We start from the raw sequence: 13,863 nt of genomic DNA on the forward strand, positions 1-13,863 counted from the left end.
CCTTCTGGGTGCGGTGCGGGCGCTAGGGCGCCGCGCTGCCGAGTTCGCGGTCGATGAGGGCCAGCAGTTCGTCGGCCGAGGCCGAGGCGAGGTCGTGGGAGGGATCGTCGGAACCGGGCGCGGCCTCGCTCGCCGACCATCGGTGGAGCAGGGTCCGCAGCCGGTCGGCGACGGCGGGGCCGTCCGCCCCGGACGCCGAGGCCAGGGCCTCCTCCAGGCGGTCCAGCGCGGCGAGCGCGGGCGAGGTCGGTGCCTCGCGGGGCGCGATCCGGGTGCGGAGGAAGTCGGCGAGGGCGGCGGGCGTTGGGTGGTCGAAGACCGCGGTCACCGGGAGCCGGACGGCGCAGGCCGCGCCCAGCCGGTTGCGCAGGGCGACCGCGGTCAGGGAGTCGAACCCCAGGTCCCGGAACCGCAGCCGCACGTCGACCGCGGCGGGTTCGCGCAGCCCTAGCACGGCGGCCGCCTCCGCGCGGACGAGGTCGAGCACGCGCCGCCCGCGTTCCGCGTCGGTCATCGCGGCGTCGGTCACCTCCGCGAGCCATCGGGACGCGCGCGCCGGGACCGCACGGGCGTCCGTCGCCGGAACGAGGTCCTGGAACAGCGGCGGCGGATCGGCCCGGACCGCCGACAGGTCGAGCGGGGCGACGACCAGGGCGGGCCGGTCCGCGGCCAGCGCCGCGTCGAGCAGTTCGAGCCCTTCGGCGACCGCGACGGGCAGGAACCCGGCGGGGGACTCCCCCGCGTCGATGCCTCCCTCGACGTCCCAGCGCCCCCAGGCCAGGGACGTCGCGGGCAGGCCCCGGGCCCGGCGGTGCAGTGCCAGCCCGTCGAGGAAGGCGTTCGCCGCCGCGTGGCCGGCCTGGCCGGGCCCGCCGACGATCCCGGTGACGGAGGAGAACAGCACGAAGGCCCGCAGGTCGGCGTCGCGGGTGAGGTCGTGCAGGTGCCGGGCCGCGTCGGCCTTGGGGCGCAGCGCGGTCGTCAGGAGGTCGGGGGTCATCGCCGCGAGCGGGCGGTCGTCGGCCTCGCCCGCGGTGTGCACGATCGCGGTGAGCGGATGGGCGGCGGGCACCTCGGCGAGCAGCGCGGCGAGCGCCCGCCGGTCCGCGACGTCGCACGCGGCGATCCTCGCCGTCGCGCCGAGTTCCGCGAGGTCGGCGCGCAGCCGTGCGGCGCCGGGGGCGTCCTCGCCGCCGCGGCCGACCAGGAGGAGGCGGGTGACCCCGTGGGACGCGGCCAGGTGGCGGGCGACCGCCGAGCCCAGCGCGCCGGTGCCCCCGGTGATCAGCACCGTGCCGTGCGGCGCCCAGCCCGGGGGCGTTCCACCGTCCGCGACGGAGACACGGGTCAGCCGGGGAAGGAGGATCCGGCCGGCGCGCAGGGCGGCCTGGGGTTCGTCCGCGCCGAGGAGCGGGGACAGCGCGTCCGGTCCGACCTGCTCGGTGTCGGCGTCGACCAGCACTATCCGCCCGGGGTACTCGGCCTGGGCCGACCGGACCAGGCCCCACAGGGCCGCCGCTCCCGGGTCGGGCGCGTCGGCCTCCGTGGCGGCCACCGCGCCCCTGGTGACGATCACGAGCGGGGCGGTGGACCCCGTGCCGTCGGCCAGCCATTCCCGCACCAGGGACAGGCACCGTCCGGCCGCCTCGTGCGCCCCTGCGACGGGATCGGCGCCTTCGGCGGGTCCCTGGTGCGCCAGGACCGCGTCCACCGGGGCGCCGGACGCGACGGCCCGGCGCAGGGCGGCGAGACCGTCGTACCCCGGGACGCCGGGTTCGGGGTGCGGGCAAGGGCCGAGCATCGCCCAGACGACGGGACGCCCGGGGCTCACCAGGGCCCGGTCGGTCCAGGTGAGGCGGTGCAGCGCGTGCGGGCGGGACGTGCCGAGGAGGGAGGCACGGGCGAGGTCGCGGACGGCGATCGACTCGATCGACGCGACCGGCGCGCCGTCCCGGTCCGTCAGCAGCGCGGCCACCGCGCCCCCGCCGACCGGGGTGAGCAGGGCCCGCACCGCCCGGCCGCAGGCGCCGTGCGGGCGAGCGCCGCGCCAGCCTGCGGCGAGGCGCGGGTTCCCCGCGTCGGCGGTCTCGGGCGGCACCGGCAGCAGCGGGTGCAGGGCGAAGTCCCCGGCCTCCGCCGCGTGCTCCTCGGGGAGCAGGATCTCCAGGGCGTCGGCGCTCTCCGCGGGGGCGGGGAAGTAAGTGGCGTCCTCGGCGCGCAGCAGCCCCGTGGCGAGCGCCGTCCACGGGCCCGCGCCGCCGTCGGGCCGCGCGTGCACGGTGACGGGGCGGCCACCGGTCCCGTCCGGCGCGCCGATCAGGACCTGGAGGGGCACCTCGCCGTCTTCCGGGAGGGTGAGCGGGACCTGGACGGTCAGGTGTTCCACGACCGGGCAGCCCGCCTCACCGCCCGCCCACAGCGCGAGGTCGAGCAGCACGGAGCCCGGCAGGACCGGGACCCCGAATCCGAGGTGGTCGGCGAGCCAGGGCGCGGACCGCAGGGAGAGCGCCCCGGCGAAGACGACCTCGTCGCGGTCGGCCAGGGCGACGGCGGGGCCCAGGAACCGGTGCGCGCCGGGCGCGGCCGGGCGCGCGGCCGGGTGCAGCCAGTGGCGCTCGCGCTGGAACGGGTAGGTCGGCAGGTCGACGGGGCGGGCCCCGGTCCCGGCGAAGAGGCGGTCCCAGTCGGCGCGCACACCGCGCGTGTGCAGGGTGCCGAGCGCCGCCATCAGCGCGCGGGCCTCGGGTTCCCCATGGCGCAGGACCGGGATCGCGAGGGCGTCCTCGGTACAGGTCTCGGCCATCGAGGCCAGCACGTCGTCCGGCCCGATCTCCAGCAGCGTCGTCGCGCCCAGCGACTCCAGGGTCCGCACGGCGTCCAGGAAGCGGACCGGACGGCGGACCTGCTCGGCCCAGTGGTCCGCGGAGGCCCACCGGTCGTCGGGTTCGATCTCACCGGTCACCGTCGACACGATCGGGACGCGCGGCGGGCGCGGCGCGAGGCCGTCGATGGCCGCGCGGAACTCCCCGATCATCGGGTCCATCCGGGGCGAGTGCGAGGCGCAGCCGATCGGCAGCCGCTTGGTGAAGCCGCCGCGCTGCGCCCAACGGGCGGCCACGGCGAGCACCGCGTCCTCGTCCCCCGAGACGACCAGGTCGCGCGGGCCGTTGACCACGGCGATCACCGCCCGTCCCGCCGTGTCCAGCGTCGGGCGCACCTCTTCCACCGAGGCCCGGACGGCGATCATCGCCCCGCCGTCGGACAGCGCGAGCATCAGCCGGCCCCGGGTCGTGACGAGGGTCGCCGCGTCGGCGAGGGAGAACACCCCGGCGACGTGGGCGGCGGTGATCTCGCCCAATGAGTGGCCGACCAGGAAGTCCGGACGCACGCCCCAGTGCTCCAGAAGGCGGTACAAAGCCACCTCCACCGCGAACGTGGACGCCAACGTGAAGTCGATCCGATCCAGGCCGTCCCCGGACTCGATCACCTCCCGCAACACACGCGGCAAATACTCATCCAGCGCCGCGCACACCTCATCGAAAGCCTCCGCGAACACCGGGAACACCGCACACAACTCCCCCGCCATCCCCACCCGCTGCGCACCACCACCGGTGAACATGAAGGCCAGACGCCCGTCCTGCCGCTCCCCCGGCAACGGCCCCGGAGCGCCCTCGGCGATCTCCGAAAGCCCCTGGATCAGCTCCGCCCGATCCCCCGCCACCACCACGGCCCGATGCGCCAACGCCGCCCGCGTCGTCGCCGACGAGAACGCCGCGTCCACATGGCCCACGGCCGGATCCCCGGCGAGCAGCGCCCCCATCCGGCGCGCCTGCTCGCGCAGCGCGCCCGGCGACTTCGCCGACAGCACGCACGGCACCGGGAACGAGCCCTCCGCGGGTCGCGGCGCGGGCACGTCGGAGCGCTCCGCCTCCTCCAGGACGACGTGCGCGTTGGTGCCGCTGAAGCCGAACGCGGAGACCGCGGCGCGGCGGGGGCGGTCCGCCCGCGGCCAGTCCCGCGCGCGCACGAGCAGGGACAGGGGACCGCCGGCCCAGTCGATCCGGGGCGTGGGCTCCTCGGCGTGCAGGGTGCGGGGCAGGACGCCGTGCCGCAACGCCTGCACCATCTTGATCACCCCGCCCACCCCCGCCGCAGCCGCGGCATGACCGATGTTCGACTTGAGCGACCCCAGCCACAACGGCCGATCCACCGCACGCCCGGCCCCGTACGTCGCCAGCAACGCGCGCGCCTCGATCGGATCGCCCAGCGGCGTCCCCGTGCCGTGCGCCTCGACCACGTCCACGTCCGCGGTCTCCAGCCCGGCATCGGCCAGCGCCCGGCGGATCACCTTCTCCTGCGCCGGGCCGCTGGGCGCGCTGAGCCCGTTGGACGCGCCGTCCTGGTTGACCGCGCTGCCCCGGATGACGGCGAGGACCTGACGGCCGTCGCGGCGCGCGTCCGACAGTCGTTGCAGCAGGAGCAGCCCCGCCCCTTCGGCCCAGCCGGTGCCGTCGGCGGCCGCGGCGAAGGGCTTGCACCGTCCGTCGGCGGCGAGGCCGCGGAGCCGCGAGAACTCCACGAACGCCCGGGGCGTGGACATCACCGTCACGCCGCCGGCGAGCGCGAGGTCGCACTCGCCGCGGCGCAGCGCGGTCACCGCGAGGTGGAGGGCTACGAGGGAGGACGAGCACGCGGTGTCGACGGTGACGGCCGGGCCCTCCAGCCCGAAGGTGTAGGCGAGCCTTCCCGAGGCGACGCTGCCCGCGCTGCCGCTGAACAGGTGGCCCTCGAATCCGCGCGCGGGCAGGAACGGGCGCGCTCCGTAGTCGCTGTACATCGTCCCGACGTAGACGCCGGTCAGGCTGCCCCGCAGGGAGCCGGGGACGATCCGGCCCCGTTCGAACGCCTCCCACGCGGTCTCCAGCAGGAGCCGCTGCTGGGGGTCGGTGGCCAGCGCCTCACGCGGCGACATGCCGAAGAAGCCCGGGTCGAACAGGTCGGCGCCGCGCAGGAAGCCGCCGTGCCGGACATAGGACCTGCCCGGCGCGTCGGCGTCGGCGTCGTAGAGGTCCGCAGGCGGCGGCCAGCCGCGATCGCCGGGGAAGGGCGACACCGCGTCCACGCCGTCGGCCACCAGGCGCCACAGGTCCTCCGGCGAGGCCACGTCGCCGGGGTAGCGGCAGGACATCGCGACGATCGCGATCGGCGCGCGCGTCAGGTCCTGAAGTTCGCGCAGGCCGCGCCGGCTCTCCACCGCGTCCGCCACGGCCCGCTTGAGGTAGCGGCGCAGTCGTTCCTCGTCGGCCACGGGAATCTCGCCTCCGGTCCCGGTCTTCACCCGGCGCTGGGCTCCAGCGGCACCGGAGCCTTCCTGAACTGCTCGATGACGCGCGCGTAGCCGTCCTGGCCGTGGCCCTCGGCGACCGCCTTCTCGATGACCGCCCTGAGCCGCCTGGGCGGGTCCGCGTCCACCCCTCTGGCCAGGCTCTCGGCGAGGAGATGCCCGGCCGCCGGGAGGTGCGTCTCCAGCGTCGAGTCCTCGGCCGCGTAGGCGCCCTCGTCTATCTGCCGCGCGTAGCGGGCGACGAAAGAGGGCAGGCCGGCGAAGAGCAGATCGGCGAACGGTGCGAACTCCCCCGCCTTGACGTGCTCGGTGGCGACGAGCGCCGCCGCGTGCAGGAACCCGTTCAGGCTCGCCCACAGCATGTCCAGAAGGGCGAGGTCGTACAGCGCGGCGAGTCCCGGGTCGTCACCGAGGCGGGTGAGGCCGCCGCCGAGCGCGCGCAGCGTCGGGCGGTGCGCGTCGAACACCTCGCGCCGCCCCGCGTAGAGCACCGCGGTGTCGGGCGCGCCGACGGCGTCCGGGGTCGTCAGGAGCACCCCGTCGAGGTAGTCCGCGCCCCGGCCGGCCGCCCAGGCGGCGAGACCGCGGGCTTCGCTCGACGTGCCGGAGGTGAGGTTCACCAGGGTCCGGCCGGCGAGCGCGTCGCCCGCGGGCTCGCAGGTCCGCAGCACCGCGTCGTTGCCGCTGAGGCAGACCACCGCGAGGCCGGCCGCCGAGAACGCCTCGGCGGGCGTGCCGGCCGGCCGGGCGCCCAGCGCGACGAGCGGGCCGGCCTTCTCGCGCGAGCGGTTCCAGACGGTGGTCGGGTGGCCGCGCCTGATGAACGCCCTGGCCAGCGCGGACCCCATCAGGCCGAGGCCGAGGACCGCGACCGGCCGCCGGTCGTGCGCCGCCGCGACGGGATCAGGCATGGTCGGCGGCGGGTTCGAGCTCGAACATCACGCCGCCGGGAGGGGCGGTCACGTCGTGGGCGGCGACACAGCGCCAGCCGGACGCGGCGAACGCGCCGAGCCATTCGTCCCTGGTCGGGAGGTAGACGCCCATCAGGGCGTGGACCAGCTCGAATCCGAGCGTGAAGATGGGGGTGTCCGGGCCGGGCGTCCGGGTGGTGCGCGCGACGTCGCACAGCAGGAAGCGGCCCGCGTTGGGGAATGCCCCGCGCAGCCCGCGCAGGGTCCGGACGCATCGGTCGTAGGGCCAGAAGTCGTGCCCCATGAACGAGCAGGTGATCACGTCGACGTCCGCGCCGCCGGGGATCGCGGGCAGATCGAGGACGTCGGCCCGGCAGACCGTGATCCGGTCGGCCAGCCCCGCGTCCGCGATGGACCTCCCGGCGAGCTCGACCGCGGCGGGCGCGATGTCCACCCCGATCCCCCGGACGCCCGGACGGTGCTCGGCGACGCGCATCAGCCGCCGGCCGGACCCGCAGCCCAGGTCGGCCAGGGTGCCGAAGGCCCGCTCGGCCAGCAACGCGTCGTACAGGCCCTCGACCGCGGTGTCGCCGATCAGATGCGAGCCGACCGCGACCGCCCGCATGTCGCGGCGGTAGAAGACGCCGTCGCGCTCTGTGTGCCGGGCCACCCGGGGCGCCTCGCTGAACAGGGCGCCGCAGCCGCGCACCATCCAGTAGAAGTAGCCGCGGGCCGCGTACGCGTCGGCGAAGCCGGGACCCGGGAAGGCGACCCCGTCCTCAAGTCGCACGACGTCACCCCAGACGAGGCCGTTCAGCAGGCGCTCGACCACCACCGGATCGAGTTCCCGGTCGGCGTCGAGGCGGTAGGAGCCGTCGGCGGCGAGGCGGTCGAGGATCCCGAGTTCGTGGGCCGCGGAGAGCGCGACCGCGACGACGTAGGACGAGAAGTGCCCTGCCGCGGGTCCCCGCACGAAGGAGTCCGGGAGGGTGGGCTGAACTGTGGCGGTCATGCGGGTCCTCTGCTCGGTGGTCGCGTGCCGTGGCACCCGTGCGGCGGGCATGGCGCGGATCGGCCGTGCGGCACGCGGTCCGCGCCATGCCCCGTGCGGGATCAGGCGAAGATCGCCTGGAGGCTCTCGCCGTGCGTGTCCTGCGCGTCGGCCCGGTAGAAGCTCTCCCAGGCGCGGCGGTACTCGTTCAGCGAGATGTAGCCGTCGCCGTCGGTGTCCAGGCCGTGGAAGGCCGTCGCCGCCTGCTGCCCGGACGCGCCCCGGACGACCAGCACGCGCTGGAGCTCATCGTGGGAGATGGTGCCGTCGTCGTCGGCGTCGATCGCCTGGAACTCCGCCTGGCCCACGACGTCGATGGCCCTGCGGACCGAGTGCTCGCCTTCGTCGGGGTCGGCGATCCGGGAGAGGAACTCCTGGCGGGTCACCCGCCCGTCGCCGTCGAGGTCGGCCGCGTCGCTGAGGGCCTCCCAGCCCTTGCGGTAGGCGTCGTGCAGAGCCCGGGCCTTCGGCGAGTTCGGGGCCGTGCCGGTGGCGGCGAGGATGTGCTGCGCCAGGGCCTCGAAGTCCTCCCGCCCGATGGCGCCGGAGCCGTCGGTGTCCAGGAAGTCGAAGATGCGGTCGAACCGCTGGCGCTGGGTGTCGTTCATGGGGTGTGGATCTCCCTCGCGGCCTCCGTAGAGGCCGATCGACGTTGGCCGGTCGGACGCCGACCACGGACAGTGATCATGTAACAACCGTGCGCTGTAATTCTCAAGCACCTGATGGCACGGCGCACGGCGCGCCGCGCCAGGGCGCCCGCGCCGCGGCGAGCCTGTCGAGCAGGTCCCCGGCCCTCCGGACATCGGCGTCGAGCGGCCGGTCCGGGTCGATCGGCGTGACCGCCGCGCTCAGCTCGTGCAGCACCGCCGCGCACGCGGGCGCGGTGACCCCGCGCGGGCTGAGATATCCGGCCTGCCGCAGCGCGACCCCGAGCGCGCCCTGCACCCAGCGCAGCTGCCCCGCCTGGTCCAGCGCGGTGAGGGCCGCCTGGGTCCCGAGCGGCACCACGTCCTGGTTGTGCCCGTTGGTGGGCAGGCTCTGGTTGGAGACGGGCACCGCCGCGCGGCGCATGGCCGCGACCGTCGCGGTCGCCGAGATCTGCATGCCGACCACCCCGTGCTGACGACCCGGCTCCGTCGCCAGCATCGGCGGCAGACCGCTGTTGCGGTGGGTGTCGGTGAGCAGGTCGAGCTGACGTTCCGCGAGGTTGGCGAGCTGGGCGGCGACCGTGGACATCGTGTCCGCGGCGAAGGCCACCGGCTGGCTGAAGAAGTTGCCGCCGTGCGTGACGACCTCGTCCTCGGCGAAGAACAGCGGGTTGTCGTTGATCCCGTTGAGGTCGTCGCCGATGACCGTCGCGGCGTAGTGCAGCGCGCTCGCCGAGGCGCCGATGAGCTGCGGGCTGCACCGGATGCTGTACGGCTCCTGGAGCGGGCGTGTGCCGGTCGGCACGGTCCCCTTCAGCAGGGCGCGCAGCCCCGCGGCGACGTCCTCGCCCTGCGGGTGGCCGAACGCCGCGAGGGTGGGCGCCGCGGCGAAGCCCGGGTCGCTGCCGAGCAGGTCGGCCAGCAGCGCGGTGAGGGTGACCGCGGTGTTCACCGAGCGGGCCAGGCTCGCCAGGGCGAGGCCCGCCGCGGCGGCCGTCACGGAGGTCCCGTTGACCAGCGCCACCGCGTCACGGCCGGCCAGGTGCAGCGGGCTGAGCCCGCAGCGGTCCAGCGCCTCGGCGGCGGGCATGCGCGCGCCGTCCACGTAGGCGTGGCCCTGTCCCTGCATCGCGCGCACCGCGTAGGCGAGCGGGATGAGGTCGCCGCTCGCCCCGACCGAGCCCATCCGGGGCACGGCCGGGGCGAACGAGGTCTCCAGGACGGCGGTGAGCGTCCGCAGCGCGGACGGGGACACCGCGGAACGCCCCTTGGCGAGCGACCACACGCGGGCCAGGAGGGTCGCCCGCATGACCTCCGGCGGGAGGTCCGGGCCGTGCCCCGCGGTCAGGAAGTCGAGAAAGCCCTCGCTCTGCTCGTGCGCCGTGGCGCGTCCGGCGAAACCGACCAGGTTGCCGAACCCCGTCGTCACCCCGTAGATGTCCTGCCCCCGCTCGACGCACGCCAGCATGAAGGCGTGCCCCGCGGCCACGCCCCCGGCCGCGTCGTCGGCGATCGCCACGCGCACCGGACCGCGCGCGGCGAGCTCCAGTTCCGCGGTCGTCAATCTGCCCGGTACCGGCAGTACCGCCACGCCGCTCCTGTCCTCCCGGCTTTCCGGCCTGCCTTCGAGCACTTCCTGATGCGTCACGCCGCCTCCTCGTCCGTATGCCGGACTCGACTGCACCACATCAAGATCATCTGGGCGGTCAAACACAGGCATGAGGCGCGCCCGTTTCCGCTCCGGTCGCGCCCCGCGGCGTCAGGCGTCGCCGACCGGTGTGCGGCCGCCGAGCGAGGCGAGCATCGCGCGGAGGCCGGGACCGGCGAGATCGACGCTCCATCCGCCGTCCACCGCGAGGCACTGCCCGGTGACGTAGGAGGAGGCGTCGGAGGCCAGGAAGACCGCGGCTCCCGCGATGTCGTCCGGGTCGGCCCAGCGGCCCGCGGGGACGGACGCCACCGCGAGGTCGAAGCCCGCGGGGTCGCTGCTGACCGCGTGCGTCTTGGCGGTGTGCGTCCACCCGGGGGCCAGCGCGTTGACCCGCACGCCGTGCGGCGCCCACTCGATCGCCAGCGCCTGGGAGAGGGAGATCAGCGCGGCCTTGCTGACCGCGTAACTCGCCGCGAACGGCATGCCCCCCAGGCCCATGATCGAGGCGATGTTGACGACCGATCCCGCGCCCTTGGCCCGCAGGTGCGGCGCGGCGGCCCGGCAGGCCGCGACCGCGCCGCCGACGTTCACCCCCATCGTGGCCGCCCAGTCGTCCTCGTCCAGCTGGGTGAACGGCCCGACGCAGCGCATGACGCCCGCGTTGTTGACCAGCACGTCGAGGCCGCCCAGGGCGTCCACCGCGGTCTCCACCATCGCCTCGATCTGCACGCTGTCGGACACGTCGCAGCCGACCACGACGGCGCTCCGGCCGAGGCCCTCGATCTCCCCGGCCACCCGCTTGAGCGCGTCCAGGTCCCGCGCGGCGAGCGCCACGTCGGCCCCCGCCTCGGCGAACGCCACCGCGACGGCCCGCCCGATGCCCCGCGAGGCGCCCGTGACGAGCGCCGCCTTCCCCACGAGCCCGAACCGCTCCAGCACTGTGCCACCGCTCATCAGAAACCCCTCCAGAAGGCCGACGCCGACTCCCATGATCACGATCAGCGTAGGAACGGATCCGTGGGGCCGCGGGGCTCGGCGCGCCGCACCGCACCTCCAGGTCGCACGGCATTTCCAAGAAATGACAAAAGCGAGCGGATGCGCTGCCGGAAGGTGCGAGTGGGCCGGTATCGGTATCCCCATCCCGCCGGAGAGGGCAGACGCCCGCCGGGCGAGCCCCGTGGCGACTGGAGGAGAGCCGGATGACCCTGCGAGATGTCGCGTCCGAGGTGGCCGAGCACTACACGAGGTTCCCCTTTCCGCTCCCGGACTCCGCCCGCCCGGCGAGCGGCATGGAGGCGGTCAAAGGGCTCGTCGGGTTCCATGGGCTCGACCTGTCGGGCGGGCGGATCCTCGACGCGGGATGCGGCACGGGGAACCGGCTCCTGGGCCTCGCCGCGGAGTTCCCCGACGCGAAGATCACCGGGATCGACCTCGCGCCCGGACCGCTCGACCTCGCCCGCCGGTACCTCGCCGAGACGGGCCTCACGAACGCCACGGTCAGGCAGGGCGATCTCAGCACGGTCCCCCTCGACGGGCCGTTCGACCTCATCTGGTGCTGCGGGGTGCTCCACCACATCCCCGACCCGCTCCCGGCCCTGGCCAACCTGCGGTCGGCGCTCGCGGACACCGGGCTGCTGATCCTGTGGCTCTACGGCACCATCGGCACGCTCAACGAGCAGCTCACCAGAGAACTCGTCCTGACGCTGGGCCGCGAGGTGCCCCACGACCGGCGGCTCGACCTCGCCAAGCGGGTCTGCCCGAACCTCAACGAGAACTGGTACGGCGACGAGCGGCATGACTTCGGCGACCTCTCGTCCGCCGCGTACGACTCCATCCTCGCCGACGCGCTCCTGACCCCGTACGCGCGCGGCTACCGGCTGGCGGAGATGATCGAGCTGCTGCGGCAGGGCGGTTTCCGGCACGTGCAGCTCGCCGGGCTGTCCCTCGCCGACGGCACGCTCGCGTCCTTCGAGCTGGACGGGCTCGATGACCTCCCCGGCTTCGACGTCGGCGACCACAACGACGACGCTCAGGTCGTCGACCTGTACCGGGAGCTGCCCCTGCAGCAGCGCTGGCAGGCCGCCGAGCTGATGGCCCGGCCCATGGGCCTGCTCATGCTGGCGTGGGCGCCGGGCGCCTACGACCGGCTCGCCCCCGAGCACCGGCGCCGTGTGCTCACGATCGAAGAGGTGAAGCCATGCTGACGCTCGGTCTCAGCGGAAATTTCTCGCCGGAAGACAGCGATCTCGTTCCCGGGCTCCACTGGGGTGAGTTCCACGACTCCGCGGCCTGCCTGATCGAGGACGGCGTCCTCCTGGCGGCCGTGGAGGAGGAGCGGTTCAACCGGATCAAGAAGACGACGAAGTTTCCGGCGCACGCCATTCGCGCCTGCCTGGAGACGGCCGGCCGTTCGATCGCGGAAGTCGACGCGGTCGGCTACTACTTCACCGAGGAGTTCGTCGACGACTCGCTGAACCACCTCTACCTCCAGAACCCGCAGGTTCCCGCGGTCTATGCGCGGCAGCTGATCGGCGGATGGTTCGAGGCGGAGTACGGCGAAAGGCTCTCCCGCGAAAGGCTGCACTTCGCGCCGCACCACGCCACCCATGGCATGTCCGCCTATGCCCGCTCCGGCCTGGCCGAGGCCCTCGTCGTCGTCGTGGACGGCCAGGGTGAGGAAGAGTGCATCACCGTCTACTTCGGCAAGGACGGCCGGCTGAAGTCCCTGGCCACGTACCCGTCGTCCAAGTCGCTGGGGTATCTGTACCTGTTCGGCACCATGCAGCTCGGCTATGGCTTCGGCGACGAGTACAAGGTCATGGGGCTCGCCCCCTACGGCCGGCCCGAGGTCTACCGCGAGGTCTTCGCCTCGCTGTACACGCTGGGCGCCGAAGGCGACTACGACCTCCGGCCCAGCGGCCCCGGCCAGGGCGCGCTGGCACCGGTGCTCCTCGCCCAAGGCGTGCCGCCCAGGCGCAGCGGAGAGCCGATCACCCAGGCCCACATGGACCTGGCGGCCGGGCTCCAGGAGACGCTGGAGACCATCGTCCTGCACGTGCTGCGGCACTGGGCGGACGCGACAGGGGTGCGCGCGGCGGTCCTCAGCGGCGGCGTGGCCCACAACTCGAGTCTCAACGGCCGGATCCTCCGGTCCGGGCTGTTCGACGAGGTCTACGTCCACCCCGCCTCTCATGACGCCGGGTCGGCCGAGGGCGCGGCGCTCTTCGCGGAGCAGACGCTGACCGGGGCCCCGCTGCCGAAGCGGCGGCTGCGCACCGCCGACTTCGGCCCCGCCCTGGGCACGCCCGACGAGATCGAGCGCAGGCTCGAGGCGTGGGGCGGCTGCGTCGACGTCGAGCGATGCGACGACGTCGTCGCCCGCGCGGCCCGGCTGCTCGCCGACGGCGCCGTTCTCGGATGGGCCCAGGGCCGATCCGAATTCGGCCCGAGGGCACTGGGTCATCGCAGCATCCTGGCGGACCCCCGGCCCGCCGGAAACCAGACGAGGATCAATTCGATGATCAAGAACCGGGAGTCCTATCGCCCCTTCGCCCCCGTCGTCACGGCCGAGGACGCGCACACCTACTTCGACATCCCGGAAACGGCGGCCGACCACGAGTTCATGTCCTTCGTGACGCCCGTGCGGGAGGAGCGAAGGGAAGAACTCGGGGCCGTGACCCACGTCGATGGAACGGCACGGCTGCAAGTGGTGGACGCGGAGATCGGCGGAAGGTACTACCGGCTGGTGGCCGAATTCGGCGCGCTCACCGGAACACCGGTCCTGCTCAACACCTCGTTCAACAACAACGCCGAACCCATCGTCCAGGACATCGACGACGTCCTGACCTGCTACCTCACCACCGACCTCGACTACGTCGTCATCGAGGACTTCCTCATCCGGCGCAGGTCCACCCCCACCGCCATCGACACCCTGGCCCTCCGGTTCCGCCCGACGACCCGCCTCGTCGAACGCAGGGCACCGGGGCAGGGGACCGGGAACCCCGTCGTCCACGAGATCTCCCTGGACTACATCGACGGTCCGAGCATGACCCTCTCTTCCGAGCTGTACGACCTTCTCAAGCGGGTGACCGAACCCGTCCCGCTGTCGGCCTTCGCAGCCGACCTGACAGCCGATCTCCGAGCCGAACTCCACAGACTCTGGCAGGCCCGCCTGATCACCCTGCGCCCACCGGCCCCCTGACCACGGCCGCCGCCGAGCGGAAGCCCGCCACACCACGGCGCCCTCTTCACCGGGCAGG

The 13,863-nt window shown here is 74.2% G+C and carries 8 protein-coding genes; 2 read left to right on the forward strand and 6 right to left on the reverse strand.

The genetic code is table 11. From position 1 onward, the window contains the following. Positions 1-22 precede the first annotated feature (22 nt). The 6 genes from EDD29_RS21840 to EDD29_RS21865 all read right to left on the reverse strand — a co-directional run bounded on the left by EDD29_RS21840 (position 23) and on the right by EDD29_RS21865 (position 10,558). Complete coding sequence (locus EDD29_RS21840) at positions 23-5,338, reverse strand: type I polyketide synthase (protein ID WP_211359827.1); 5,316 nt, start codon at positions 5,336-5,338, stop codon at positions 23-25. Beyond that, on the reverse strand, positions 5,335-6,255 hold the full coding sequence (locus EDD29_RS21845; RefSeq protein ID WP_123666201.1) for an NAD(P)-dependent oxidoreductase: 921 nt from the start codon (positions 6,253-6,255) through the stop codon (positions 5,335-5,337). The genes EDD29_RS21840 and EDD29_RS21845 overlap by 4 nt, the downstream gene beginning before the upstream one ends. Continuing rightward, positions 6,248-7,267 (reverse strand): SAM-dependent methyltransferase, encoded by a 1,020-nt coding sequence (locus EDD29_RS21850; RefSeq protein ID WP_170201503.1) that lies wholly within the window; start codon positions 7,265-7,267, stop codon positions 6,248-6,250. Before EDD29_RS21850 ends, EDD29_RS21845 begins: the two co-directional genes overlap by 8 nt. A 101-nt stretch (positions 7,268-7,368) precedes the next feature. Beyond that, positions 7,369-7,914 carry an EF-hand domain-containing protein gene (locus tag EDD29_RS21855; protein WP_170201504.1) on the reverse strand — a complete coding sequence of 182 codons (546 nt, stop codon included), beginning with the start codon at positions 7,912-7,914 and terminating at the stop codon, positions 7,369-7,371. 103 nt (positions 7,915-8,017) lie between these two features. After that, on the reverse strand, positions 8,018-9,601 hold the full coding sequence (locus EDD29_RS21860) for an aromatic amino acid ammonia-lyase (RefSeq protein ID WP_211359828.1): 1,584 nt from the start codon (positions 9,599-9,601) through the stop codon (positions 8,018-8,020). A gap of 111 nt (positions 9,602-9,712) precedes the next feature. Continuing rightward, positions 9,713-10,558 (reverse strand): SDR family NAD(P)-dependent oxidoreductase, encoded by an 846-nt coding sequence (locus EDD29_RS21865; protein ID WP_123670611.1) that lies wholly within the window; start codon positions 10,556-10,558, stop codon positions 9,713-9,715. Between the two features lie 245 nt (positions 10,559-10,803). On the opposite strand from EDD29_RS21865, the gene EDD29_RS21870 reads away from it, so the two are divergent. Both EDD29_RS21870 and EDD29_RS21875 read left to right on the forward strand, forming a co-directional pair. Beyond that, positions 10,804-11,808: a class I SAM-dependent methyltransferase gene (locus EDD29_RS21870; protein WP_123666205.1), complete on the forward strand. Its 1,005-nt coding sequence runs from the start codon at positions 10,804-10,806 to the stop codon at positions 11,806-11,808. Then, the gene (locus tag EDD29_RS21875) at positions 11,802-13,805 is read left to right on the forward strand and encodes a carbamoyltransferase family protein (RefSeq protein ID WP_123666206.1); all 2,004 of its coding nucleotides are present in this window, start codon (positions 11,802-11,804) and stop codon (positions 13,803-13,805) included. Before EDD29_RS21870 ends, EDD29_RS21875 begins: the two co-directional genes overlap by 7 nt. Positions 13,806-13,863 lie beyond the last annotated feature (58 nt).

It is taken from the genome of Actinocorallia herbida (assembly GCF_003751225.1).
Classification (GTDB): domain Bacteria; phylum Actinomycetota; class Actinomycetes; order Streptosporangiales; family Streptosporangiaceae; genus Actinocorallia; species Actinocorallia herbida.

What these genes read in the sequence shown, in the direction of transcription:
- EDD29_RS21850 (WP_170201503.1), bottom strand. Translation starts at nt 7,267, where the DNA reads ATGACCGCCACAGTTCAGCCCACCCTCCCGGACTCCTTCGTGCGGGGA.
- EDD29_RS21845 (WP_123666201.1), bottom strand. Translation starts at nt 6,255, where the DNA reads ATGCCTGATCCCGTCGCGGCGGCGCACGACCGGCGGCCGGTCGCGGTC.
- EDD29_RS21855 (WP_170201504.1), bottom strand. Translation starts at nt 7,914, where the DNA reads ATGAACGACACCCAGCGCCAGCGGTTCGACCGCATCTTCGACTTCCTG.
- EDD29_RS21870 (WP_123666205.1), top strand. Translation starts at nt 10,804, where the DNA reads ATGACCCTGCGAGATGTCGCGTCCGAGGTGGCCGAGCACTACACGAGG.
- EDD29_RS21875 (WP_123666206.1), top strand. Translation starts at nt 11,802, where the DNA reads ATGCTGACGCTCGGTCTCAGCGGAAATTTCTCGCCGGAAGACAGCGAT.
- EDD29_RS21865 (WP_123670611.1), bottom strand. Translation starts at nt 10,558, where the DNA reads ATGAGCGGTGGCACAGTGCTGGAGCGGTTCGGGCTCGTGGGGAAGGCG.